The 23,399-nt window shown below is 71.7% G+C and carries 26 protein-coding genes and 1 tRNA gene; 12 read left to right on the top strand and 15 right to left on the bottom strand.

Translation table 11 applies throughout. The features are described 5' to 3' along the window. Positions 1–10 precede the first annotated feature (10 nt). Positions 11–664, bottom strand: coding sequence for a rhomboid-like protein (locus AQJ11_RS25975; protein ID WP_208616614.1), 654 nt, complete (start codon positions 662–664; stop codon positions 11–13). Here AQJ11_RS25975 and AQJ11_RS25970 point away from each other — a divergent pair. Beyond that, entirely contained in the window at positions 663–1,574 is a 912-nt protein-coding gene (locus AQJ11_RS25970; protein ID WP_059264571.1) for an aminoglycoside phosphotransferase family protein, read from the top strand. The genes AQJ11_RS25975 and AQJ11_RS25970 overlap by 2 nt on opposite strands. A gap of 52 nt (positions 1,575–1,626) precedes the next feature. Here AQJ11_RS25970 and AQJ11_RS49930 read toward each other — a convergent pair whose 3' ends face one another. Further along, complete coding sequence (locus AQJ11_RS49930; protein ID WP_167360876.1) at positions 1,627–1,764, bottom strand: hypothetical protein; 138 nt, start codon at positions 1,762–1,764, stop codon at positions 1,627–1,629. Between the two features lie 124 nt (positions 1,765–1,888). Beyond that, positions 1,889–1,962 (bottom strand) — tRNA-Thr (locus AQJ11_RS25965). Between the two features lie 207 nt (positions 1,963–2,169). On the opposite strand from AQJ11_RS25965, the gene AQJ11_RS25960 reads away from it, so the two are divergent. From AQJ11_RS25960 to AQJ11_RS25950, 3 genes are all read left to right on the top strand, one after another. Further along, positions 2,170–3,306 (top strand): ABC transporter ATP-binding protein, encoded by a 1,137-nt coding sequence (locus tag AQJ11_RS25960; RefSeq protein WP_014673444.1) that lies wholly within the window; start codon positions 2,170–2,172, stop codon positions 3,304–3,306. A gap of 205 nt (positions 3,307–3,511) precedes the next feature. Beyond that, positions 3,512–3,973, top strand: coding sequence for a hypothetical protein (locus AQJ11_RS25955; RefSeq protein ID WP_014673445.1), 462 nt, complete (start codon positions 3,512–3,514; stop codon positions 3,971–3,973). A 100-nt stretch (positions 3,974–4,073) separates the two neighbouring features. Continuing rightward, entirely contained in the window at positions 4,074–4,805 is a 732-nt protein-coding gene (locus AQJ11_RS25950) for a nucleotidyltransferase family protein (protein ID WP_059264570.1), read from the top strand. A 108-nt stretch (positions 4,806–4,913) separates the two neighbouring features. On the opposite strand, the gene AQJ11_RS25945 is transcribed toward AQJ11_RS25950, so the two are convergent. From AQJ11_RS25945 to AQJ11_RS25915, 7 genes are all read right to left on the bottom strand, one after another. Beyond that, entirely contained in the window at positions 4,914–6,605 is a 1,692-nt protein-coding gene (locus AQJ11_RS25945) for a DoxX family protein (protein WP_208616613.1), read from the bottom strand. A gap of 149 nt (positions 6,606–6,754) precedes the next feature. After that, positions 6,755–7,696: a 23S rRNA (guanosine(2251)-2'-O)-methyltransferase RlmB gene (rlmB, locus tag AQJ11_RS25940; protein ID WP_014673448.1), complete on the bottom strand. Its 942-nt coding sequence runs from the start codon at positions 7,694–7,696 to the stop codon at positions 6,755–6,757. 89 nt (positions 7,697–7,785) lie between these two features. Beyond that, positions 7,786–9,189, bottom strand: a complete 1,404-nt coding sequence (gene cysS, locus AQJ11_RS25935) for a cysteine--tRNA ligase (RefSeq protein WP_041665309.1) — start codon at positions 9,187–9,189, stop codon at positions 7,786–7,788. An 89-nt stretch (positions 9,190–9,278) separates the two neighbouring features. Next, on the bottom strand, positions 9,279–9,683 hold the full coding sequence (locus AQJ11_RS25930; RefSeq protein ID WP_014673450.1) for a PPOX class F420-dependent oxidoreductase: 405 nt from the start codon (positions 9,681–9,683) through the stop codon (positions 9,279–9,281). A gap of 57 nt (positions 9,684–9,740) precedes the next feature. Continuing rightward, entirely contained in the window at positions 9,741–10,238 is a 498-nt protein-coding gene (gene ispF / locus AQJ11_RS25925; protein ID WP_014673451.1) for a 2-C-methyl-D-erythritol 2,4-cyclodiphosphate synthase, read from the bottom strand. Then, the gene (gene ispD / locus AQJ11_RS25920; RefSeq protein ID WP_058080989.1) at positions 10,228–10,980 is read right to left on the bottom strand and encodes a 2-C-methyl-D-erythritol 4-phosphate cytidylyltransferase; all 753 of its coding nucleotides are present in this window, start codon (positions 10,978–10,980) and stop codon (positions 10,228–10,230) included. The genes ispF and ispD overlap by 11 nt, the downstream gene beginning before the upstream one ends. A gap of 339 nt (positions 10,981–11,319) precedes the next feature. Continuing rightward, entirely contained in the window at positions 11,320–11,802 is a 483-nt protein-coding gene (locus AQJ11_RS25915; RefSeq protein ID WP_003953493.1) for a CarD family transcriptional regulator, read from the bottom strand. A gap of 626 nt (positions 11,803–12,428) precedes the next feature. Between AQJ11_RS25915 and AQJ11_RS25910 the strand changes: the two genes are divergently transcribed. Beyond that, complete coding sequence (locus tag AQJ11_RS25910) at positions 12,429–13,112, top strand: copper chaperone PCu(A)C domain-containing protein (protein ID WP_059264568.1); 684 nt, start codon at positions 12,429–12,431, stop codon at positions 13,110–13,112. 88 nt (positions 13,113–13,200) lie between these two features. Here the strand turns inward: AQJ11_RS25910 and phoP are convergent, their stop codons facing one another. Beyond that, positions 13,201–13,881, bottom strand: a complete 681-nt coding sequence (gene phoP, locus AQJ11_RS25905) for a two-component system response regulator PhoP (protein ID WP_014673455.1) — start codon at positions 13,879–13,881, stop codon at positions 13,201–13,203. Next, on the bottom strand, positions 13,878–15,179 hold the full coding sequence (gene phoR, locus AQJ11_RS25900; protein ID WP_059264567.1) for a two-component system sensor histidine kinase PhoR: 1,302 nt from the start codon (positions 15,177–15,179) through the stop codon (positions 13,878–13,880). Before phoR ends, phoP begins: the two co-directional genes overlap by 4 nt. Positions 15,180–15,359: 180 nt before the next feature. Here phoR and phoU point away from each other — a divergent pair, with 180 nt between their 5' ends. The 3 genes from phoU to AQJ11_RS25890 all read left to right on the top strand — a co-directional run bounded on the left by phoU (position 15,360) and on the right by AQJ11_RS25890 (position 16,699). Next, a complete protein-coding gene (phoU, locus tag AQJ11_RS25895; protein WP_059264566.1) occupies positions 15,360–16,049 on the top strand; it encodes a phosphate signaling complex protein PhoU in 690 nt (229 codons plus the stop codon). 114 nt (positions 16,050–16,163) lie between these two features. Continuing rightward, complete coding sequence (locus tag AQJ11_RS49925) at positions 16,164–16,319, top strand: hypothetical protein (RefSeq protein WP_014673458.1); 156 nt, start codon at positions 16,164–16,166, stop codon at positions 16,317–16,319. Positions 16,320–16,450: 131 nt separating this feature from the next. Continuing rightward, entirely contained in the window at positions 16,451–16,699 is a 249-nt protein-coding gene (locus AQJ11_RS25890) for an SCO4226 family nickel-binding protein (RefSeq protein WP_014673459.1), read from the top strand. Between the two features lie 84 nt (positions 16,700–16,783). Here the strand turns inward: AQJ11_RS25890 and AQJ11_RS25885 are convergent, their stop codons facing one another. Beyond that, positions 16,784–17,686: a GAF and ANTAR domain-containing protein gene (locus tag AQJ11_RS25885; RefSeq protein WP_244218354.1), complete on the bottom strand. Its 903-nt coding sequence runs from the start codon at positions 17,684–17,686 to the stop codon at positions 16,784–16,786. A gap of 183 nt (positions 17,687–17,869) precedes the next feature. Between AQJ11_RS25885 and AQJ11_RS25880 the strand changes: the two genes are divergently transcribed. Beyond that, a complete protein-coding gene (locus tag AQJ11_RS25880) occupies positions 17,870–18,253 on the top strand; it encodes a hypothetical protein (RefSeq protein WP_058080990.1) in 384 nt (127 codons plus the stop codon). Positions 18,254–18,275: 22 nt separating this feature from the next. Here the strand turns inward: AQJ11_RS25880 and AQJ11_RS25875 are convergent, their stop codons facing one another. After that, positions 18,276–19,529, bottom strand: a complete 1,254-nt coding sequence (locus AQJ11_RS25875; protein ID WP_208616612.1) for an MDR family MFS transporter — start codon at positions 19,527–19,529, stop codon at positions 18,276–18,278. Positions 19,530–19,717: 188 nt separating this feature from the next. Between AQJ11_RS25875 and AQJ11_RS25870 the strand changes: the two genes are divergently transcribed. After that, positions 19,718–20,479, top strand: a complete 762-nt coding sequence (locus AQJ11_RS25870) for a phosphoglyceromutase (protein ID WP_014673463.1) — start codon at positions 19,718–19,720, stop codon at positions 20,477–20,479. A gap of 124 nt (positions 20,480–20,603) precedes the next feature. On the opposite strand, the gene AQJ11_RS25865 is transcribed toward AQJ11_RS25870, so the two are convergent. After that, positions 20,604–21,164 carry a flavoprotein gene (locus AQJ11_RS25865; protein WP_079082406.1) on the bottom strand — a complete coding sequence of 187 codons (561 nt, stop codon included), beginning with the start codon at positions 21,162–21,164 and terminating at the stop codon, positions 20,604–20,606. Positions 21,165–21,280: 116 nt separating this feature from the next. On the opposite strand from AQJ11_RS25865, the gene AQJ11_RS25860 reads away from it, so the two are divergent. Both AQJ11_RS25860 and AQJ11_RS25855 read left to right on the top strand, forming a co-directional pair. Next, complete coding sequence (locus tag AQJ11_RS25860; protein WP_059264564.1) at positions 21,281–22,465, top strand: helix-turn-helix domain-containing protein; 1,185 nt, start codon at positions 21,281–21,283, stop codon at positions 22,463–22,465. Between the two features lie 378 nt (positions 22,466–22,843). Beyond that, positions 22,844–23,251, top strand: a complete 408-nt coding sequence (locus tag AQJ11_RS25855; protein ID WP_244218353.1) for a hypothetical protein — start codon at positions 22,844–22,846, stop codon at positions 23,249–23,251. Positions 23,252–23,399: the final 148 nt, after the last annotated feature.

Here is a 23,399-nt window from a genome sequence, read left to right as displayed (position 1 = left end):
GGCCGGGACGTTAACCCCTGAGCCCGGCCAGTGTCTCCTTCGGATTCCATGCTTTTCCGCGGCCCCTGGCCAGCGGATAGCAGGCCAGGCCGATCAGTACGGCGACGAGGTGACCGAAGTCGGTGAAGGTCGGCCCGGCGGCCAGCGGCAGCCCGAACACGGCCAGCACCGCCGGCAGGTACGCGTACCGCCAGGGCGCCGCGATCCGGTAGACCAGCACCGCCATCGTCCCGGCCAGCGCGTAACTCACCCCGATGTCCAGGGTGTTGACCGCCGAGTGCGGGGCCATGCCCCGGCGGATCGCCTCCAGCAGCACCCCCTCGCTGATCAGCGAGGCCAGCACGTGCGCCAGCGCGCACACCGCCAGCCAGCGGACCGTGCCCAGCCAGCGCTCGGCCGGCGCGTGGAACACCGTGTACAGCAGGGCGTACGGCACCCAGTACCCGCTCTCGATCCACATCGCGCTGGCCACCAGCACCCGCACCGGATTGCGGGACAGCTCATGGATGTTCGTCGACCGCCGCCGCAGGAAGTGCTCCTCGAACTCCGGCGACATGTGGTGCAGCGCGACGGTCGTCACGAACAGGATGCCCAGCCACACGTACGTGCCGGGAGCACCGCGGACATACGCCCACACCCCGCAAAGGCCCCGGAAAATTCGCATGAGCCGATTCACGCACGCCGGTATCGTCCGCTTCGTGATCGACATCCCCGGCGAGTTGGCGCGGACGCAGGAGGCGTACAACGGCGCGGCGGGACGAGCGTTCATCGCCGCGCTGCCGGACCTCGCGGCCGACTTCCTGCACCGCTGGCGGCTCACGCTCGACGGGCCGTCGATGAACGGCGTCAGCGCCCTGGTCCTGCCGGTCGTCCGCGCCGACGGCCTCCGCGCGGTCCTCAAGCTCCAGTTGACGGACGAGGAGAGCGTGGGCGAACCGGTCGCCCTGCGCGTGTGGGACGGCGACGGGGCGGTACGGCTCCTGGACCACGACCCGGCCACCGGCGCCATGCTCCTGGAGCGCCTGGACGAGTCCCGGATGCTCGCGGGCCTCGGCGACACCCGCGAGGCGGTCCTGGTCATCGCCCGGCTGCTGGCCCACCTCACGTCCTTCCCGGCCCCGCCCGGCCTGCGCCGGCTGGGCGACATCGCCGAGGCCATGCTGGAACGGACCCCCTGGGCGCTGACCCGCATCCCGGACCCCGGGATGCGCCGGACCGTCGCCGACTGCGCCGCCGCCGTGCGCGAGGTCGTCCACGAGCCCGGCGACCGGCTGCTCCACTGGGACCTGCACGACGAGAACGTCCTCGCCGCCGACCGCGCCGACTGGCTCGCCATCGACCCCAAGCCGCTGGCCGGCGACCCCGGCTTCGAACTGTGGCCCGCCCTGCACAACCGGTTCGACGCGGCCGAGGTCCGCTGGCGCTTCGACGCGATGACCGACGTCCTCGGCCTGGACCGCGCCCGGGCCCGCGCCTGGACCCTCGGCCGCCTGCTCCAGAACGCCCTGTGGGACGTGAAGGACGGCCGTCCGATCGAGGCCCGCCAACTGGAGATCGCCCGCCTGCTGGCGTGAGGAACACCTGGACCGACGGCGCCACGGCCCCGCGAGGAGACGGGGGCCTCGGCTATCCGGGGAGCAACGCGTCGATGTCGACCAGGTCGCCGCCCGCCGTCCAGGGGCTGACCAGGTACGCGCCGTTCCAGTCGACCGTGCCGCTGGTGGTGCCGCGGGCCATGGCCATGGGCAGCAAGCGGTCGGCCACGAAACCTTGCCCGCCCTTCAGGTACCCAGGACCGGTTCGTGTCCGCGGCGACCGCCTCGCCCTGGGGCCTGCTTTCCCTCCGCGGTCCCGGGGCAGAAGCCCCAGGTCGGCGTGGTGGTGGAAGAGCCCCCTGTCGGATTCGAACCGACGACCTTCGCTTTACAAGAGCGGCGCTCTGACCAGCTGAGCTAAGGAGGCGTGCACCTGGGTGCCCGTGCAGTGTACCCAGGTCTCGGGGCCGTCCCGTCGAAAATTTCCGCGAAGTTCACACGGGTCGGGCTACTGACAGATCGAGTGAACGCCAGGTACCGTCCTGACCCAGTTCACTCGCGTGGACTACACCAACCACCTTCCTACAACGGATCGTCCGGCACGTTCCTGCCGGTAGAAGGGGGCCCATTCACCATGGCCACAGTCACGTTCGACAAGGCGACCCGCATCTACCCGGGTTCCACCAAGCCCGCCGTCGACGCACTCGACATCGCGATCGAGGACGGCGAGTTCCTCGTCCTGGTCGGCCCGTCCGGTTGCGGAAAGTCCACCTCCCTGCGGATGCTCGCGGGCCTGGAGGACGTCAACGGCGGCGCCATCCGCATCGGCGACCGCGACGTCACGCACCTGCCGCCCAAGGACCGGGACATCGCCATGGTGTTCCAGAACTACGCCCTCTACCCGCACATGACGGTCGCCGACAACATGGGCTTCGCGCTCAAGATCGCCGGCGTGAACAAGGCGGAGATCCGGCAGAAGGTCGAGGAGGCCGCGAAGATCCTCGACCTCACCGAGTACCTGGACCGCAAGCCGAAGGCGCTCTCCGGCGGTCAGCGCCAGCGTGTCGCCATGGGCCGCGCGATCGTCCGCGAGCCGCAGGTCTTCCTCATGGACGAGCCGCTGTCCAACCTGGACGCCAAGCTCCGCGTCTCCACCCGTACGCAGATCGCGTCCCTCCAGCGCCGCCTCGGCATCACCACCGTCTACGTCACCCACGACCAGGTCGAGGCCATGACGATGGGCGACCGCGTGGCCGTGCTCAAGGACGGCATCCTCCAGCAGGTCGACTCGCCGCGGAACATGTACGACAAGCCCGCGAACCTCTTCGTCGCCGGCTTCATCGGCTCCCCCGCGATGAACCTGATCGAGGTCCCGATCACCGACGGCGGCGTGAAGTTCGGCAACAGCGTCGTCCCGGTCAACCGGGACGCCCTGAAGGCCGCCGCCGACAAGGGCGACCGCACGGTGACCGTGGGCGTGCGCCCCGAGCACTTCGACGTGGTCGAGCACAACGGCTCCGTCGCCGCCTCCCTGTCCAAGGACGCCTCCGACGCCCCGGCCGGCCTCGCCGTCTCCGTGAACGTCGTCGAGGAGCTGGGCGCCGACGGCTACGTGTACGGCACCGCCGAGGTCGGCGGCGAGGTCAAGGACCTGGTCGTCCGCGTCAACGGCCGCCAGGTGCCCGACAAGGGCTCCACGCTGCACGTCGTGCCGCGGCCGGGCGAGACCCACGTGTTCTCCACGTCCACCGGCGAGCGGCTGTCCGACTGACGGCCGACGGCATCGGAAGGGCCCCGCGCGCTCGGCGTGCGGGGCCCTTCCCGTCGTCTCGTCACCGGGTCCCGCCACACCGCCCTGTCGTGGATCTTGCCGTGGGGCGCTCCGTCAACCCGTTACCCGGAAATCAGCGCCTTCTCATCCCCCATAAGAGTGACGCATTGTCTCCGCGTCATCACTGGGCGCTACCCTCACACGCGTGAAGCACTCCACCACCCCACAGACGCGACGCGGCCACCGGGGCGGCCCTGCCCGCCGGATCGGCCGCACTCTCGCCCTCGTCCTGCCCGTCGTCCTGGTGCTCTCCGGGACCCTCGCGGTCACCCGGGTCAACTGGACGGGGAGCCCCTCCAGCTCGGTGCTGGCCGCCTCCGACGTGACGTCGGCGGAGGTCTCCGCCAGGAAGGTCACCCGCGCCCCGCAGGACGTGCTCCGCGACCAGCTGATGACCGAGTTGCAGCACAAGAACCCGGGGGTGGTCCTCACCCACCTCCAGCAGGCCGTCAACGGCCGCCCCTCGCTGGCCCGGCACTGCTCCTCCATCGCCCGCGCCCTCGGCAGGGCCGCGGTGCACATCTACGGCGCCTCGCGCGCCCAGTCGTACGCCCGCCCGGTGTGCGACACGGCCTTCGCCTCGGGCGTCCTGGCCGCGCACAGCTGACCCCGCGACAGCGGGCCGCGGGTGTGAACCGGGTAACGGCTCCTCAAGGAGCGGGTCGGCCCCGGCGCACCGCGACGGGGGCGCCACGTACAGTGCGGTCATGACCCATCCGAACGCCGCGTCGCGCCCCACTCAAGCCGTGGTCCTGGCCGGTGGCCAGGGCTCCCGGCTGCGTCCGTACACCGACGACCGGCCCAAGCCGATGGTCGAGATCCCCGGTACGGGCACTCCGATCATCGGCCACCAGCTGACCTGGCTGGCCGAGGAAGGTGTGACGGACGTCGTGGTCTCCTGCGGCCACCTCGCCGACGTCCTGGAGAAGTGGCTGGACTCGGCCGACCTTCCCGTCTCCGTCACCACCGTCGTGGAGGGCGAGCCCCTCGGCCGCGGCGGCGGCCTGCGGTACGCGGCGGCCCGTCTGCCCCATCCCGACCGGCCCTGGTACGCCACGAACGGTGACATCTGGACGCGGTTCTCCCTGCGGGACATGGCCGACTTCCACGCCGAGCGGGACGCCGTGGCCACGCTGGCGCTCGCCCGGCCGCGGATCCCGTGGGGAGCCGTCAGGACCGACGGGTTCGGGCACATCACCGACTTCATCGAGGCACCGCCGTCGACGTTCGAGATCAACGCGGGTGTCTACGTGTTCTCGCCGGAGTTCGCCTCCCTGCTGCCCGAGCGGGGGGACCACGAGCGGACCACGTTCCCCCGGCTGGCCCGGGAGAAGAAGCTGGCCGGGTTCCCCATTCCGCAGGGCGCGTACTGGCGGGCCATCGACACGGCGAAGGACCTGACGGAGGCGGCCAAGGAACTGGCGGCGCTCGGCCGCTGACAGGTCCCCGGGCCCCTGGGCGGGTCCGCCGGCCGCGAGTCCCCGGGATCGAAGAGGGCCCCGTACCTTTCCGGTACGGGGCCCCGCGCTGTTCCGTGTGCTGTTCCGTCAGCCCAGCAGGCCGCCCACCAGGCCCGGCTGTCCCGTGGACGTGCTGCCGCCGCCCGTGGACGTGCCGCCGCCCGTCGTCGAGCCACCGGTGCTCGTGCCGCCGCCGCCCGTGCTCGTCGGGCCCGCCGTCGTGCTGGGCGCGCCGCCCGTCGTCGGGGACGTCTGGCGGGGCGGGACCTGGCCCGTGGTGCCCTGGGTCTGGGTCGGGGTCGTGGTGGTGCCGCCGGAGGTGGCCCGGCTCGTGCCCGGGGTCGTCGCCGCCCCCGAGGGGCTCGCGCCGGCCGTGGCGTCGCCGGTCGGGGAGCTGGACGCCGCCGGGGTCCTCTGGTGCCGCGTGCCGGGCTCCTGCGGGAGCGGGGAGCCGGGAAGCTGGTTGCGGGGCGCCTCGCCGGGGCCGGGGACGACCACGCGGCTGGAGTCGCGCACCGCGCCGCCCAGCAGGGAGCCGATGAACAGGGTCAGACCGACGGTGACGGCCGTGATCAGCGCGCCGCGGCGCAGGACGTAGCGGCGCAGCTCCCAGATGTCGGCGCGGGGGCCGAGGCGGCGCCAGGCGCCGCCCGCGAGCCGGCCGTCCACGGAGTAGACGGGGGCGCCGGCGATGATCAGCGGGGACCAGGCGGCGAGGTAGATGATGTCCGGGGCGTCGTAGACCGGGACGGTCTTCCAGCTGACGGTGACGATCAGGGCGGCGGAGAGCATCGCGCCGACGACCGCGGCGACGCGCTGCCAGCAGCCCAGGATCGTCAGGACGCCGACGACGACCTGGAGGAAGGCGATGACCAGGCCGGAGCCGACCGGGTGGTGCAGGGCGAACTGGCGCAGCGGCTCGGCGACGTCCCAGGGGTGCAGCGTGTTGAGCCAGGTGACCATGGAGCCGCGCTTGCCGCCGTCGAAGTAGACGGGGTCGCACAGCTTGCCCATGCCGGCGTAGATGGAGATGAAGCCGAGGAAGATGCGCAGCGGGAGGAGGACGACGCCGAGGTTGAGCCGGCGGCCGGGGTAGTAGGCGTGCCGGGCCGGGTCGTCGCCCTGGCGCTTGGCGCGGCGCGGGGCGTCGGCGCCCGCGGCGAGGCCGGTGCCGGGGCCGGTGTCGGCCGGGTAGCCGTCGTACGGCTCGTGGTCGTCGGGGTAGGCGGGGTAGACGGGGTCGTCGTAGGCGCCGGTGGCCGTGCGCATGTGCGGCAGGAGGCGGGTGCCGTCGGCGCCGGGGGCGGTGCGCTGGTGGCCGACGACGGGGGTCTCGACGGTCAGGTCGCGTTCGTCGTAGGTGTCGGCGTAGCCCGTCTGGACGCGCGGGATGACCTGGGTGGCGCCGGCCTCGGGCTCGTCGGCGTGGCGGACGCTGCTGCCCCGCACGGCCTGGAGGAGCCGGTGGGCGCCGGTGTCGTCGGGGGCGGACTTGCCGCTCCACACGACGGGGCGGCGGCGGCCGGTGGCGCCGGCCCGGCCCGCCGTGCCCACGACGGGCATCCGGGCGGTGTCCTGGGCGGCGCTCAGATGCCGGGCGATCCGCGGGGATTGGGTGCGCCTGGCCGCCGCGCCCAGCTGCACGCGGAAGCTGGCGTGATTGACGATGACCTGCGCCGGATCGCTCGGCACCTTCACCATGCTCAGCGCGGGAGCGTCGTCGAATCCCGACGAACGGTCCCCCGTGGGTGTGCGGGGTGTTCTGGTGTCCACACTCATCTAACCGAGTGATGTGGCGTTAGGACACTGCTTTGACCGCCCGGATGTGTCCGGACCCCGTCAAAGCGGCCCCGAGCGCCATATGTCCGCCCGAATTACCCCGCAAGGGTGAACTTCCGGACGGGCGTTCAGGCCCGCCCGGAGGTTGTTCAGCTCCGCCTGCGGGCGGCCTCGTACAGCACGATCCCGGCGGCCACACCCGCGTTGAGCGACTCGGCGCCGCCCGGCATCGGGATGCGGACGCGGAAGTCGCAGGTCTCGCCGACCAGGCGGGACAGGCCCTTGCCCTCGCTGCCGACCACGATGGCGACCGGGCCCCCCAGGGCCTCCAGGTCACCGAGTTCGACCTCGCCGTCCGCCGCCAGGCCGACCACCGTGAGGCCGGCCTTCTTGTAGGCCTCCAGGGTCCGGGTGAGGTTGGTGGCGCGGGCGACCGGCGTACGGGCGGCCGTACCGGCGGAGGTCTTCCAGGCGCCGGCGGTCATGCCGGCCGAGCGGCGCTCGGGCACGACCACGCCGTGGCCGCCGAAGGCGGAGACGGACCGGACGACGGCGCCGAGGTTGCGCGGGTCGGTGACCCCGTCCAGGGCCACGACCAGCGGGTCCTCGCCCTCGTCGGCCGCGGCGTCGAGCAGGTCCTCCGGGTGCGCGTACTCGTACGGCGGGACCTGGAGGACCAGGCCCTGGTGGTTGAGGCCGTTCGTCATGCGGTCCAGCTCGGGACGCGGGGCCTCCATGAGGTTGATGCCACCGCGCTCGGCGGCGAGCTGGAGGGCCTCGCGGACGCGCTCGTCGTTGTCGATGAACTGCTGGACGTAGAGGGTGGAGGCCGGGACGCCCTCGCGCAGCGCCTCGACGACCGGGTTGCGGCCCACCACCAGCTCGGAGGTGGACCTGCCGCCACCCCGGCGCTGCTGCGTGCGGCCCTGCGCGCGGCGGGCCTTGGCCGCGGCGGCGCGCTGCTTGGCGTGCCCCTTGCGCATCTCGGCGGGCGGGGTCGGGCCCTTGCCCTCCAGGCCCCGGCGCCGCTGGCCGCCACTGCCGACCTGCGCGCCCTTCTTGCCGGACATGCGACGGTTGTTCGCGGCCATGACCTACCTGTCTTCGTGAGCTTTCGTACGTACGTCTTATGCAGTGTGCCGCCCGGAGGGCCGGGCGGCACAATCGATCAAGCGGGGCGCTAGCGCGGGCCGAGGCTCCAGCGCGGGCCCTGCGGGCTGTCCTCGATGACCAGCCCGGCCTGGCCGAGCTGGTCGCGGATGGCGTCGGCGGTGGCCCAGTCCTTGCGGGCGCGGGCGGACTCGCGCTGGTCGAGGACGAGGCGTACGAGGCTGTCGACCACGCCGTTCAGGTCCTCGCCCCGGTCGCCGCCCTCACCCGCCCAGTGCGGGTCGAGCGGGTCGAGGCCGAGGACGCCGAGCATGGCCCGCACCTCGGCGAGCCGGGCGACGGCGGCCTCCTTGTCGTCGGCGGCCAGCGCGCTGTTGCCCTGCCGGACGGTGGTGTGCACGACGGCGAGGGCCTGCGGGACGCCCAGGTCGTCGTCCATCGCCTCGGCGAAGGCGGGCGGGACCTCGGCGGCCGGCTCGACCGTCTTGCCGGCCAGCTCGGTGACCCGCTGCACGAAGCCCTCGATCCGCGCGAACGCGGACTCGGCCTCGCGCAGGGACTCCTCGCTGTACTCGATCATCGAGCGGTAGTGCGGGGTGCCCAGGTAGTAGCGCAGCACGACGGGCCGCCACCGCTTGACCATCTCGCCGACCAGGACGCTGTTGCCGAGCGACTTGGACATCTTGTCGCCGGCCATGGTCACCCAGGCGTTGTGCACCCAGTACCGGGCGAAGTCGTCGCCGTAGGCCTTGGCCTGGGCGATCTCGTTCTCGTGGTGCGGGAAGATCAGGTCGAGGCCGCCGCCGTGGATGTCGAAGGCGCTGCCCAGGTACTTGTGCGCCATGGCGGAGCACTCCAGGTGCCAGCCGGGGCGGCCCGGTCCCCAGGGGGTCGGCCAGGTCGGCTCGCCCGGCTTCGCCGCCTTCCACATGGCGAAGTCACGCGGGTCCCGCTTGCCGGTCTCGCCCTCGCCGGACGGCTGGAGCAGGTTGTCCAGCTCCTGCCGGGACAGCTCCAGGTAGTGCGGGAAGGACCGCACGTCGAAGTAGACGTTGCCGTCGGCCTCGTAGGCGTGCCCGCGCTCGATGAGGCCCTGCATCATCTCGACCATCTCGGTGATGTGGCCGGTGGCGCGGGGCTCGTAGGTCGGCGGGAGGCAGCCGAGGGCGTCGTAGCCCTCGTTGAACGCGCGCTCGTTCTCGTACCCGATCGACCACCAGGGCCGGTTCTGCTCGTGGCTCTTGGCGATGATCTTGTCGTCGATGTCGGTGACGTTGCGGATGAACGTCACCTCGTAGCCGCGGTACGCGAACCAGCGGCGCATGATGTCGAAGTTGAGGCCCGAGCGGATGTGGCCGATGTGCGGTGCCGCCTGCACGGTGGCGCCACAGAGGTAGATCGAGACGCAGCCCGGCTTGAGCGGGGTGAAGTCACGGATCTGCCGGGCGCTGGTGTCGTACAGGCGAATAGTCACCACTCCAGAGTAGTGGGCCCCGGGCAGTGCCATGCGCCTTCCCACCAGGAAGCCGCCTCACCGCGGCGCCGGGCCCCGCCCTCACCTCTCTACAACCGCCCGACCACCTTGCGCGGGCGGATCCGCACCACCACCCGCTCGGCGTCCTGGGCCGACGCCGGGTTGAAGTCGGCGTAGTCCTTGCCGGTGTACTTGCGGCTGAGTTCGTCGATGAGTTCCTGGCCGCCCTCGGTCGTGGTCTCGGCGGTGCCGCGGATCTCGGCGTACTCGTAGGGCTCGTCGGGGTTGAGGACGACGACCGTCACCCGGGGCTCGCGCTCCAGGTTGTGGTACTTGCGGCGGTCGACCGTCGTGGAGATCAGGAGGTCGTCGCCGTCACGCTTCACCCAGACCGGGGACATCTGCGGGCTTCCGTCGGGCTGGACGGTGCCGAAGACGACGAACACCTTGCCGTCGAGCACGGACTTCAGGCGGTCGGACAGTACGGCGGACATGGGCACCCCTCCGGAGTACACGATCACTGGTGGTCGTGTGGGTACCCTGCCACGCCGTCAGCTCACGCGCACCACGAGTGCCGTGGCCACCGCCATCAGCCCCTCCTCGCGGCCCGGGAAGCCCAGCCCGTCCGTCGTGGCGCCGGAGACCGACACGGGCGCGCCGGCCGCCTCGGAGAGGATCTTCTGCGCCTCCTCGCGCCGCTTGCCGATCTTCGGGCGGGGCCCGATCACCTGGACGGCGACGTTGCCGACGGTGAAGCCCGCCGCGCGCACGATCCGGGCGGCCTCGGTGAGCAGGGTGACCCCGGACGCGCCGGACCACTCGGGGCGGCCGGTGCCGAAGTGCTGCCCCAGGTCACCGAGCCCGGCGGCGGAGAAGAGGGCGTTGCAGGCCGCGTGGGCGACGACGTCGGCGTCGGAGTGGCCGGCCAGGCCGGGCCCCTCGCCCTCCCACTTCAGGCCCGCGCACCACAGCTCGCGGCCCTCCTCGAAGGCGTGGATGTCGGTGCCGATGCCGACCTGGGGAAGCACGAAGCCGGCCTCAGAAGCCATCGGTCAGCCTCCTGCGGGCCAGGACCGCCTCGGCGAGGATCAGGTCGAGCGGGCGGGTGACCTTGAACGCCTCCTCGTGGCCGGGGACGGCCACGACGGGCAGCCCCAGCTGCTCCACCATGCTCGCGTCGTCGGTGACGTTCTCGGTGACGCTCTCGTGGGCGCGGACCAGGGTCGCCCGGTCGAAGCCCTGCGGGGTCTGGACGGCCCGCAGCCGCGCCCGGTCGGGGGTGGCGACGACCGGTTCCGGGTCGTCGGCCACGGCCGCGGGCTCGACCTCCTTGACCGTGTCGGCCAGCGGCAGCGCGGGCACCACGGCGGGGGCGCCGTCGCGTACGGCCTCGATGACCGCGTCCACCGTGTCGACCGGGACCAGCGGCCGGGCCGCGTCGTGGACGAGGACGATCCGGTAGTGCGGCGGCAGGGCGTCCAGGCCGATCCGGACCGACTCCTGGCGCGACTGGCCGCCGGGGACGACCTGGAAGTCCGTCCTCTCCGGCAGCGCGTGCGCGTCGAGCAGGGACTTGACCTCGGCGGCGCCGTCCGGCGGGGCCACGACGACCACCAGCGAGACATGGCGGGACGCGGCGAGGGCGCGGACCGCGTGGATGAGCATGGGTGTGCCGTTCAGCGCGCGGAGCGCCTTGGGGGCGCCCGGACCGAGCCGTACGCCCCGGCCGGCGGCCGGAATCACGGCGGCGACGGGGGTCTGCGCGGGCGTGGGGCGCGATTCGTCAGACATCGGTTCCTGTCAGGTTTGTGTGCTCGACCTAGGTGGGTATGGCCTGGAGGAGTGCGGGCGCGACGCCTTGACCGGACCCTTTCCGTGACCCTGGTCGAGCCATCCGCCCGGGCGGCGCATCGAGTACCGGCACTTGGGGTACCGGGGGATCGAGTATCGACCGGGGAATCGATGATCGGGGGATCACGTGTCGGGGGCTGGTCCACAGGCTTGCCGGGGAGCACCCGCTGCGGGGACGCAACATGCCGCAGCGCCCGGCGACAGGATCAGTGTCATCGGGCACCGCGGCATTTCAGTGTGCTGAGCGTGCCGGAAGCGAAGGTTCGCCGCCGTCGCGCGTCAGGAGGCGAGCACCTCGTCGAGCAGGGCCTCGGCCTTGTCCTCGTTCGTGTTCTCCGCGAGAGCCAGCTCGCTCACCAGGATCTGGCGGGCCTTGGCGAGCATGCGCTTCTCGCCGGCGGACAGTCCACGCTCGCGCTCGCGACGCCACAGGTCACGCACGACTTCCGCGACCTTGATGACATCGCCGGAGGCGAGCTTCTCCAGGTTTGCCTTGTAGCGACGGGACCAGTTCGTGGGCTCCTCGGCGTACGGCGCGCGCAGCACCTCGAAGACCCGGTCCAGCCCGTCCTGACCGACCACATCACGCACGCCGACGAACTCCGCATTGTCCGCTGGCACACGCACCGTCAGGTCACCCTGGGCGACCTTCAGCACCAAGTAGGTCTTGTCCACGCCTTTGATCTGGCGAGTTTCGATGGCCTCGATCAGCGCGGCCCCGTGATGGGGATAGACCACGGTGTCGCCAACCTTGAACGTCATGTGACAGGTACCCCTTCCGTGGCTATCCAGGGTAACACGGATACGGCGTCTTCTGAATGGCGTTTTCGCAGGTCAGGGCATATCTCAGGGCTTGACAACAGCAACCGGAACGTGCTGCGGGGAGCCTCCGGAACCGGGTATTCGCAGGTCGGAGGGGCTCTCCGGGCGGGGTGAAACACGTACGTCACACGCCTCGGGAGGCCGTTCCAAGTGGCGGAACATCCTGATTTGTCCGGTCTCAAGCGTGCGACTTCCGCTACTCCGTTCGGTGACCATGGCCGGATGCGGGACGATTCAGAAATTGATCAACGGCTGCCGGAGGGGTGCTCCGTGATCAATATCCGGGAGGCTCGCGCATTCCTTCACGGACATTTTGCGAGCGTCGTTGTGAGGGGCCGGGAGGGGGTCGCCGTCGCGTTATGTGAATGACAGACCAGCGGCTCCGCAATGTCACCGGGGAGCCGCGCGGGCCGCGCGGAGTACCCCCAGCCGGAGGGAAGCCCGGGGCCAGGGGGAGGGTCGGGTGCGACGGCGCCGGAACGGCTCGGTAGCCTGAAGCCGCTGACAGACACTTAGGGCGGCTTTACAAGGGGAGCCGCCCGCGCGTTCAAGGAGTTGCCGCCGCCGTGAGCAGCAGCCTTCGACGCGGCGCCCTCGCCGCCTCCGCCATCGTCTTCTCGATCGCCTCGCTCGCCGCCTGCGGCGCCGGAAACAACGCCCAGACCCTGGAGATCAAGCCGGACAACGCGGCGACCAGCGTGGGCGACATCAAGGTCCAGAATGCTCTGGTCATCACCCAGCCCGACCTCCAGTCGACGGGTCCCGCGGTGATCTCCGCGACCCTGTTCAACTCCGGGAGCACCGACCAGACCCTCCAGTCGGTCACCCTGGACGGCAGCGGGACGTCCGCCGAGTTGAAGCCCGCCAAGGGCCAGAGCCTGACCGTTCCCGCGCACGGCTCGCTGATCCTCGGCGGCAAGGACAACGCGTCCGCGACGCTGCCCAGCGGCCGTGAGGCCGTCCAGGACGGCAACGCCCAGAAGATCACCTTCACCTTCAGCAAGACCGGCAAGGTGAGCCTGCGCGCCTTCGTCGTCCCGGCCACCAGCTACTTCGACAAGTGGGGCCCGACCCAGGTCCCGTCCGCCCCGGCCGGCGCCGGCGGCGGCCCGGCCACCCCGTCCGGCAGCGCAAGCCCGTCCGGCAGCGGCAAGCCGGAGAGCGGCCACGGGACGAGCCCGTCGGCCACCGCGTCCGGTGCGCCCGCCACCCCGCACGACTCGGCGTCGGCGTCGGCCGCCGGCCACTGACCAGCCGTATGCCGAAGGGCGGTACCCCGTGCGGGTGCCGCCCTTCGGCATACGTACCAGCGCTCACACGTCTGGAGGCGCTTACGGCTTACGGCTCGAACTTGTAGCCCAGACCCCGCACCGTCACCAGGTACCGCGGCGCGCCCGGGTCCGGTTCGATCTTGGCGCGCAGACGCTTGACGTGGACGTCGAGGGTCTTGGTGTCGCCCACGTAGTCGGCGCCCCAGACGCGGTCGATGAGCTGCATGCGGGTGAGCACGCGGCCCGCGTTGCGCAGCAGCATCTCCAGGAGGTCGAACTCCTTGAGCGGGAGGTCGACCTTGGAGCCGCCGACCGTGACCACGTGCCGGTCGACGTCCATGCGGACCGGCCCCGCCTCCAGCGCGGCCGGGGTGACCTCCTCCGGCTCGCCGCGCCGGCGCAGCACCGCGCGGATGCGGGCGACCAGCTCACGGGAAGAGAACGGCTTGGTGACGTAGTCGTCGGCTCCTATTTCGAGCCCGACGACCTTGTCGATCTCGCTGTCCTTGGCGGTCACCATGATCACCGGGACGTTGGAACGGCCGCGCAGCTGGCGGCAGACCTCGGTGCCGGGCAGGCCCGGCAGCATCAGGTCGAGGAGGACCAGGTCGGCGCCGTTGCGCTCGAACTCGTCCAGGCCGTCAGGGCCGGTCGCCGCGACGGCGACCTCGAAGCCCTCCTTGCGGAGCATGTACGACAGGGCGTCGGAGAAGGACTCCTCGTCCTCGACGACGAGCACACGGGTCACGGAAGGACCTCCGGGGCGGGAAGCGATGCGTACGGGGGTGGATCGGTGGGGCCGGCCTCGTCGTCGAGGTCGGGGTGCTGCTGTGCGCGGTCGCGGGCCGCGCCCGCCTCCGGCAGCCTGAGGGTGAAGGTGGAGCCCTGGCCTTCGGCGCTCCAGACCGTGACCTCCCCGCCGTGCGAGGCGACCACGTGCTTGACGATGGCGAGACCCAGACCGGTGCCGCCGGTGGCCCGGGAGCGGGCCGGGTCGACCCGGTAGAAGCGCTCGAAGATGCGCTCCTTGTCCTTGTCCGAGATGCCGATGCCCTGGTCGGTGACCGCCAGCTCGATCATGTCGCCGCCGGGCGCGTTGACGCGGCGTGCGGCTATGCCGACGCGGGTGCGGGCCGGGGAGTAGTTGACCGCGTTCTCGACCAGGTTGCCCAGGGCGGCGGCCAGCTGGCCCCGGTTCCCCCACACGTGCAGGTCCGCGGTGCCGCCCGCCCGTCTCCCGCCATCACCCTGATCGGGCCCTTCGGGCGCCCAGACATTCGAGGCCATCGTGATCTGCTTCGTGCCCGCCTGGTGGCGGCAGCGGTCCATGGCCTCGGCGACCAGCTCGTCCACCCGGACGGGCTCGGCGTCCTCCAGCGGGTCGTCGTTCTGCACCCGGGAGAGGTCGATCAGCTCCTGCACCAGGTTGGTCAGGCGGGTCGCCTCGATCTGCATCCGGCCGGCGAAGCGCTGCACGGCCTCGGGGTCGTCGGAGGCGTCCATCACGGCCTCGGAGAGCAGGGACAGCGCGCCGACGGGCGTCTTCAGCTCATGGCTGACGTTCGCCACGAAGTCACGGCGCACCGCCTCGATCCGGCGGGCCTCCGTCAGGTCCTCGACCAGCAGCAGGACCAGGCGGGAGCCGAGCGGGGCCACGCGCGCGGAGACGGCGAGGGCCTCGCCGCGTCCGGTGCCGCGCCGGGGCAGGTCCAGCTCGACCTGTCTTATCTCGCCGTCCCGTCTGGTGTCCCGGGCCATCTGGAGCATGGGCTCGACGGAGAGCTTGCCGCCGCGGACCAGCCCGAGGGCGTAGGCGGCGGAGCTGGCCTTGACCACGGCGTCGGCCTCGTCGAGGACGACGGCGGAGGAGCGGAGCACGGACAGTACGGTGTCCACGCCGGGCGGGAGTACGGGATCAGTGTGCAAGGAAGTCCTGGTCGGTCGCTTCTGGTCGCGTTCGCTCCAGCGGAACGCCAGCATGGCGATGACACCGGTGAGCACCCCGGCGATCGCTGCCGCTGCGGCGACCGCCGCGTTCACGTCCATGCCTCCAGGTTAGGCACGGGGTACGACATGACCACAGCCGTCACCGTGCGACCTCGAACACTCGTCGCCCAGAGTTCACCTTGCAGCCAGTATTGGTTCATTTGGGGTGGCGGAAACGGACGGGTGCGGGGCAGAACGTGGGAGCGTGGGGACCAAGCACACCGATGAGAGGGAACCCTGATGCGGGACGCGTACCACGAGGAACTGGACTCGATCGGCGACGGACTGGTGGAGATGGCCCGGCTGGTCGGATCGGCGATCGGGCGCGCCACGACCGCCATCCTCGACTCCGACCTCAAGCTGGCCGAGAGCGTGATCGAGGCCGACAAGAAGGTCGACGAGCTCCAGCACGACCTGGAGGCCCGGGCGATAGCCCTGCTGGCCCGGCAGCAGCCGGTGGCGACGGACCTGCGGATCGTCGTCACGTCGCTGCGGATGTCCGCCGACCTGGAGCGCTCCGGCGACCTCGCCCAGCACGTGGCGAAGCTCGCGCGGCTGCGCTTCCCGAACCGGGCCGTTCCGCACGACCTGCACGCCACCATCCTGGAGATGGGCCAGCTCGCGCAGCGCCTGATGGCGAAGGCGGCCGAAGTGCTCGTGACCAAAGACGTCGACCTCGCCCTCCAACTGGAGCAGGACGACGACGAGATGGACCTGCTGCACCGCACGCTCTTCCAGCACCTGATCGACGACCGCTGGAAGCACGGCATCGAGACGGCCGTGGACGTCACCCTGCTGGGCCGCTACTACGAGCGGTACGCCGACCACGCCGTGGCCGTCGCCAAGCGCGTGGTCTACCTGGTGACCGGTGAGCACGCCGACGAGTTGCAGCCGGACATCCAGCCGGTGACGGGCGCCGAGGGGGCGTAAGCCCTCCAGCCGGGGTGGTCCGGGTCCGCGAACGCCTCCGTGCGCCGTTGATGCGCCCGGCGCGACGGGCATGAAATGGGCGAGGGCACCCTGCCCCAGGTCTAGGAGGGACCCATGGCCGAATCCCCCAGCACCACGCCCGACCCGACGCAGGAGCGCGAGACCGGGCAGCCCGCCGAGATCAGGACCCTTCCGCTGTTCGGCGCGTGCGGCTGCGGCTCCGGCTGCGGCTGCGGCTGCCAGTCGGGCAACCCCTGCCAGTGCGGCTGAACGGCGCGCCCGGGCCGGTGTGAGCGTCGGTTCACACCGGCCCCCGCCGTACCGGATGCCCCTCCCTCCCCCCGGGCGCAGCATGGAAGGTGCGGGTGGGAAGGACAACCGGCAGCAGGAGGTGTCGGGTCATGGCCAAGTTCATCGACGTGCACCGTGGCATGGAGGGCATCACGGCCGACCAGCTGATGGAGGCGCACCGGGCCGACCTCGCCATCGAGGCGGACGAGTCCGTGCACTTCCAGCACGCCTGGGCGGACCCGGAGTCCGGCATCGTCTACTGCCTCTCCGAAGCGCCCTCGGCGGAAGCCGTCCAGCGCGTCCACGAGCGCGCCGGCCACCGGGCGGACGAGGTGCATCGGGTGCCGCTGGAGGTGTGAGGGCCGCCGGGAGCGTGGGCCGCCGGAGGTGTGAGGGCCACGCCCCGCCCTCGTCGGCGGACGTCACGCCCCGCCCCTTCCGCGTCAGCGGACGTCACGCCCGTCCTCTCCGCGAGGACCCTGGGGGTCACCACCGTACGGACCGGCCGGGTCACCACCGTACGGACCGGCCGGGTCACCGCCGTCCGTCTCCGGCCGGAAGCTCAGCCGGCGGGTCAGGACCTCCCGGGCCACCTGGCTGACCGTGCGGCCGTCGGCGTACGCGCGGGCCCGCAGCCGGTCCAGGGCCTGCTCGGGGTCCACGTCCAGCTGCACCATCACCATGCCGACCGCCTGGTAGACCTCGGTGTGGCCGGCCTCGGAGGCCGCCACCCAGGACGCCACCTCGCCCTCGGTGTCCGCGTCGGTGCCCCCGCCGGGGGTGCCGTACCGGGCCGCCTGGAGGTTCATCAGCGCCAGGGTGACCGCGTCCCGCACCCACAGCGCGACCCGCAGATCGGGCTCGGCCAGCCCGCCCGCCTGCTCGCTGTACAGGTCGAGGGTGCCGACGGCGGCGCCGCTGACGCCGAGCGGCAGCGAGAACACCGCGCGGACGCCGAGACCCACCGCCTCGTGCGCGAAGATCGGCCAGCGGCGGAGGTCGGGGCCCTGGGTGAGGTCGCACGCGAGGACGGGGACGCCCCGGTCGAGCGCGGTCTGGCAGGGGCCGTCGCCCACCGTGTACTGCAACTCCGCCAGCCGGGCCGCGACCCGGTCGCTGGCGCACCACGTCATGCGGACGCCCTTGCCGCCGGAGATCGACACCGAGGAACCGGTGACCGGCAGCAGCCGCGCGCACGCCGCGCACAGCGCGCCGGGCACCGCCCGGGGCTCGTCGGCGCCCCGCGCGGCGGCGGCCAGTGCCTCATCGACCCGCAGCCGCACCTCGGCGTCGGGCGGCCCGCCGCCACCCGCGGACGGCCCGGACTTCTCGGGCGGCATGGTCATCACTCCCGCCACGGCACGGTCTGTGCCGGCCTGATCCACCGGCTCCGCCTGCCGAGTTCCCAGGAAGGGGGAAGTGAAGGGGGAAGTAGCTGCGCTGCGCGTTTCGTTTCCACCGACGGGTGCCTCCGCACGCCGGTCGCCCCCGCCTCCCGGGGCCGGTGCCGGTCCTGCGAGAGTGGGTCCGTGCTGCTGGATGCCGAGAAGACCCTGTTCGTCCGCGGGGCCACGCCCGTACTGCTGCTGGCCGGGGCGCCCTTCCACGACGCGCTGCCGGTGCCGGCCGCGTCCGACGGGGCGGTGCCGGTGTGCGAGGGGTGGAGCATCGTGCCCCGGCTCACCCTGTGTGTCGTGGACGGACCCGGCGACCACGGCCTCGTGGTGCCCGCCCTCGCCGCCCCGGTGATCGACGCGCAGGGAGCCCCCGGCGGCATGGGCGACTGGTGCGCGGACGCCGAGGGGGCGGGCGGAGCGGTCGTACTGTCCCTGGACCGGCTGCCCGAGACCCTCGACTGGTCCGCCTTGCTCTCCTCGGGCACGACCCGCGGCGGCTTCCTGCCGGCCTTGTGAGGGCGGCACGAGCAGCGGCCGGCTAGGCCGTGCGCACCTCGGTCCCGGCGTCCGCCCGCACCTTGGCCGGGGCCGGCCGCTCCGTGGGCAGGCGGCGCATCAGGACGCCGTAGCCGAGCCCGGCCGCCGTCCCCACCACCGCGCACATCCCCCACAGCCACCCGGCGCCGAGGCGGTCGATGACCACGCCCGACATCAGGGGCGCGATCAGGGCGGCGACGGACCAGGAGAGGGTGTACATGCCCTGGTAGCGCCCGCGGCCGTGGACCGGGGAGAGGCGGACGACGAGGCCCGTCTGGGTCGGGGCGTTGACGATCTCGGCCAGGGTCCACACGCACACGGTGACCATGAAGACGCCGACCGAGCCGGCGAACGCGGTGAGCCCGAAGCCGTATCCCGCGAGGAGCGAGGAGGCGACCAGGAGGGTGCGCGGGTCGCGGTGCTCGATGAACCGGGTGACGGGGATCTGGAGGGCGACGATCAGGATGCCGTTGACGGCGATGGCGAGGCCGTAGTCGGCCGGGGTGAAGCCGGCCCGCCCCATGGCCACCGGCAGGCCGACCGAGCCCTGCTGGAAGACCAGGGCGACGAGGAAGGACAGCCCGACGACGGCCATGTACCGCCCGTCCCGCAGCACCGTGCCCAGGCTGACGCTGTCCTCCGCCTGCCTGGCCGTGGCCGCCGGCCGCGACTCCGGCACCTTGGCGAAGACGACGACCGCGCAGGCCAGGGTCATCCCGGCCTCGATCAGGAACCCGGCCAGATAGCTGAACTCGGCGATGAACCCGGCGGCCATGGAGGAGACGGCGAAGCCCAGGTTGATCGCCCAGTAGTTGAGGGAGAAGGCCCGCACCCGGTCCTCGGGGTGGACGATGTCGGCCATCATCGCCTGCACGGCCGGCCGGGAGGCGTTGGCGGCCATGCCGACGAGGAAGGCGACGGCGGCGATGGCGACCGGGTCGGTCATGAAGCCGAGCAGGGCGACCGAGGCGGCGGTGGCGGTCTGCGCGATGAGCAGCGTGGGCCGCCGGCCGAGCCGGTCGGCCATCACCCCGCCGCCCAGCGAGGAGACGACCCCGCCGAGCCCGTGCAGGGAGGCGACGAGACCGGCGTACGAGGCGGAGTAGCCCCGGTCGAGCGTGAGGTAGAGCGCCATGAACGTGGCCACGAAGGCGCCCAGCCGGTTGACGAGGGTGCTCGTCCACAGCCACCAGAACTCTCTGGGGAGCCCGGAGACGGATTCGCGGACGGCACGTCTCATACGGGCTGGTGACATCGAGGATCCCCCACGTCTGTAAGCGGCTCAAGCGGCGGGCACACGTTACGAGCGGGGGCCTCGGAAACGCCAGTCGATTAGCGGGTCGCGTCATTCGGGCCCCGGCCGGGCCGCGCCCCGGCGACCGGCGTGCCGCTCCCTCCCCCATGCCCGACACGCCCCCATCCCCCTTAGGTAGGCTCAAGGCCATGGCCGACGCACCGTACAAGCTGATCCTCCTCCGCCACGGCGAGAGCGAGTGGAACGCGAAGAACCTGTTCACCGGCTGGGTGGACGTGAACCTGAACGAGAAGGGCGAGAAGGAGGCAGTCCGCGGTGGCGAGCTCCTGAAGGACGCCGATCTCCTGCCCGACGTGGTCCACACGTCCCTCCAGAAGCGCGCGATCCGCACGGCCCAGCTGGCGCTGGAGGCCGCGGACCGCCACTGGATCCCGGTCCACCGCTCCTGGCGCCTGAACGAGCGCCACTACGGCGCCCTCCAGGGCAAGGACAAGGCGGCGACGCTGGCCGAGTTCGGCGAGGAGCAGTTCATGCTCTGGCGCCGCTCGTACGACACCCCGCCCCCGCCGCTGTCGGACGACTCGGAGTTCTCCCAGGCCCACGACGCGCGCTACGCGACGATCCCGCCGGAGCTGCGCCCGCGCACGGAGTGCCTGAAGGACGTCGTCTTCCGGATGCTCCCCTACTGGTACGACGCGATCGTCCCCGACCTGCTGACCGGCCGCACGGTCCTGATCGCCGCCCACGGCAACAGCCTGCGCGCCCTGGTCAAGCACCTGGACGGCATCTCCGACGCGGACATCGCGGGCCTGAACATCCCGACGGGCATCCCGCTCTACTACGAGCTGGACGCCGACTTCAAGCCGGTCACCCCCGGCGGCAAGTACCTGGACCCGGAGGCGGCGGCGGCCGCGATCGAGGCGGTCAAGAACCAGGGCAAGAAGAAGTAGCCCTCATTGGTCGAGCCCCCTGCCTGCGGATTTCTCGCGGGCAGGGGGCTTGCCTCTGTCTCCGGCCTGTCGTGAGACCGCCCCTGGGCCGCTCGGCGGATCGGCCGGACGTGCCGGCACCGGCTCACGGCGGCTGGCGTGCTGCGACGATCTCCTCGACCGCATCGAGGACCAGGTGCCACGGGTACGCGTGCGGTTTGCCCTGCCCTGGCTGGTTCGGGACAAAGCCGCCCTCGCCGTACAGGACGCGCACACCCATCTCACGCAGTTCGGCGACACTCCGCTCGAACTGCCGGTGCTGCGCGTAAGCCGCGTTCACGCAGGGCATCGCGACCATGGGGATGTCCTTGCCGATGCCCTCGGCGACGACGCCGACCACGAAGTCACGAGTGATACCGAGCGCCCACGCGTTGACCGTGTTGAAGGTCGCGGGCGCCACCGCGATCACGTCCGCCTTCGGCCACACGTCCGGCTCACCCGGCAGCTTGTACACGCTGCGCACGGGGTGCCCGGTGATCCGCTCCAACTCGCCCCTCCGTGGCTCCAGCCAGCGCGCCGCGGTCGGAGTCAGCCCGAGACACACGTCGAACCCCCGCCCCTGCGCATCCACGACGACCTCCGCCACGTCGAACACCGGCGGGGCAGCGGAGCCGAACAGGTAGAGGACAGGGCGTGTTGTCGTCATGCGCTTATCCGATCACACACGACCACGCCCGGGCGGTGAGAACGGAAGCCACGTACCCGTGGAGCTACGCGGGTACCGTTCCATCGGGTGCATCGGGTGCTCAGAACGGAGGCTGCATGCCGTCTCGGGACGATGACCACACGGGCGCACGCATCAGGGAGCAACGCAGACTCGCCAGACTCACCCAACGGCAACTGGCCGAGCGGCTTCCCTACTCCTACAGCTACCTGAATCAGGTCGAGTGCGGTGCCCGCCCGGCCACCGCAGCCTTCGTCGCCGCCTGCGCCCGAGCCCTCACCATCGACGTGACGGTCCTGACCGGACAGCCGTACGTGACCGAGTTGCAGCGCGACCGCCTCGCGGAACTGGTCCGACCCATCCGTGAATCCCTGGACCTGTACGATCTCGGGCCCGACCCTGAGCTGACCCCCCGGCCGGCGCAACAACTCATCGCCGGGGCCGACCGCCTCTGCGCCGAGGTGCGGGCCACCCGCCTGCGCAGCGCGGCCCGCGACCTTCCAGGGCTCATCGCCGAGCTGACCCACGCGGCATGCTCGACCCCGTCCACCGAGCTGTGGCGGGCGCTGGCCTCCGCTTATCGCACAGCGCACGACATCAGCGTCAAGCTCGGCTACTACGACCTGTCCACAGTCGCTCTGGACCGCATGGACTGGGCGGCACACCGCGCATCCGACCCGTATCTGGCCGCCGTACGGCAGTACATGCGGGCCCTAGTCTACTTCCGCGAGGGCGAGTACCGAATCGGACAACGCCTCATCGCCGCCGGGCACGACATGATCGCGCAGAACGATCCTTCACGAGAAGCGCTCGCGGTCGTCGGACAGTTGCACCTCGGCGGTGCCGTCATCGCCGCCCGCGCCGAGCGGCAGTCGTCCGTGGGACAGCACATCGCCGAGGCCCACCGAATCGCAGAGCGCATCGGCGACGCCTCCGACGTGCACTGGCTCAGCTTCGGTCCGGCCAATGTCGCCCTGCACCAGATGTCCGCCGCCGTGGAGATGTGCCAGTACGACGAAGCAATGAAGCAGGCCCGGGGCATCGAACTGCCTCCCCCGCTGCCCACTTCCCGCCGCGCCCACTTCCTGATCGAACGGGCCCGCGCCGAGATGGAGACCGGGCATACCGATGCCGCCTTGAAGTCCCTCGTAGAGGCCCGCCGCCTGGCCCCCGAACAGACCCGCTACCACCCGGCCGCACGCGAAACGATCACCGGTCTGGTGCACCAGTCCCGCCGCACGCCGGAGACCCTCAACCACATGGCGGCCTGGGTCGGTCTCTAGAGCCGCTCGCAACGCTCGCAAAACTGTGAGCGTTCCTCCTTCAGCAGCTTGTCACCCTTTACTCACCCGTCGTCATGGCTATGCGAAGGCGACGATGCGAGATGCGCCCCGGCGGCCGCGCGAACGACCCCGGGGCCGGCCAACGCTGCGAAGGAGCGTCGACATGCCGAACGCTACATGCCCGCCTCAGGATGACCCGCCGACCGCCAAGATGACCATCAGGGTGTACCAGGTGAACCGCCAGGGCGCCGTCACACGGGAGTGCGGGACGGTGATCGTTCCACCCCTCGAAGGGCCGCCACCGTTCACAAGCGCCTTCCCGTCATGCGAGTGCCGGGACTGCCGGGCCGGCGGGGCGGCTGCCCGGTGACTCGGACCATGGAGAACGGCACCCCGGCGCTCTCTGACGGCATGGCGGCGGGGCACGGCTACTGGTGCGAGTGCTGGACAGAGGATCTGACCGGGCAGTGGGGGCCTGCGCTGCTGGCATCGTTCGACGCGTACTCGGCGCCCCAGGCGGACCGTTGGGTAGCGGTCGCGCTCCGCACGATCTCGCCGGCCCTGGACGCGGACGCCTCCGACGAGGCGTGGGCGTGGCTGTCCGAGGGCCGCATCGAGACGCGTCGAGCCTTGTTGCGGGCCGAGCCGTGCGCGGTGTCAGTGACTCACGCCAAGACCCGCATCACCTGGGCAATCCGACCCGTGCTCTTCCTGCCACTCGCCCACCGCCAGGGGCCTGAACTCCCGGCGTGCGCGTACGCTTTCACGCCCCGCCGGGGTGAGTGAGTTACAACTTTCTCTACGGGTTCAAGGCGGCTCGCTCCGCTCCCCGCGCGCGGCCCGGCCCCCGGCCGGGCCTGCGCTCCTGTCTCCGCCCCGCTCCAGCCCGGCCGGCGCCCGTGCCGCGCGTACGGCGATCAGCCGCCTGACGTCA

Source organism: Streptomyces corchorusii (assembly GCF_001514055.1).
In the GTDB taxonomy this organism is placed as follows: Bacteria; Actinomycetota; Actinomycetes; order Streptomycetales; family Streptomycetaceae; genus Streptomyces; species Streptomyces olivaceoviridis.
The sequence above is the reverse complement of the archived record's forward strand: the minus strand, read 5'-3'. Positions and strand labels throughout refer to the sequence as shown.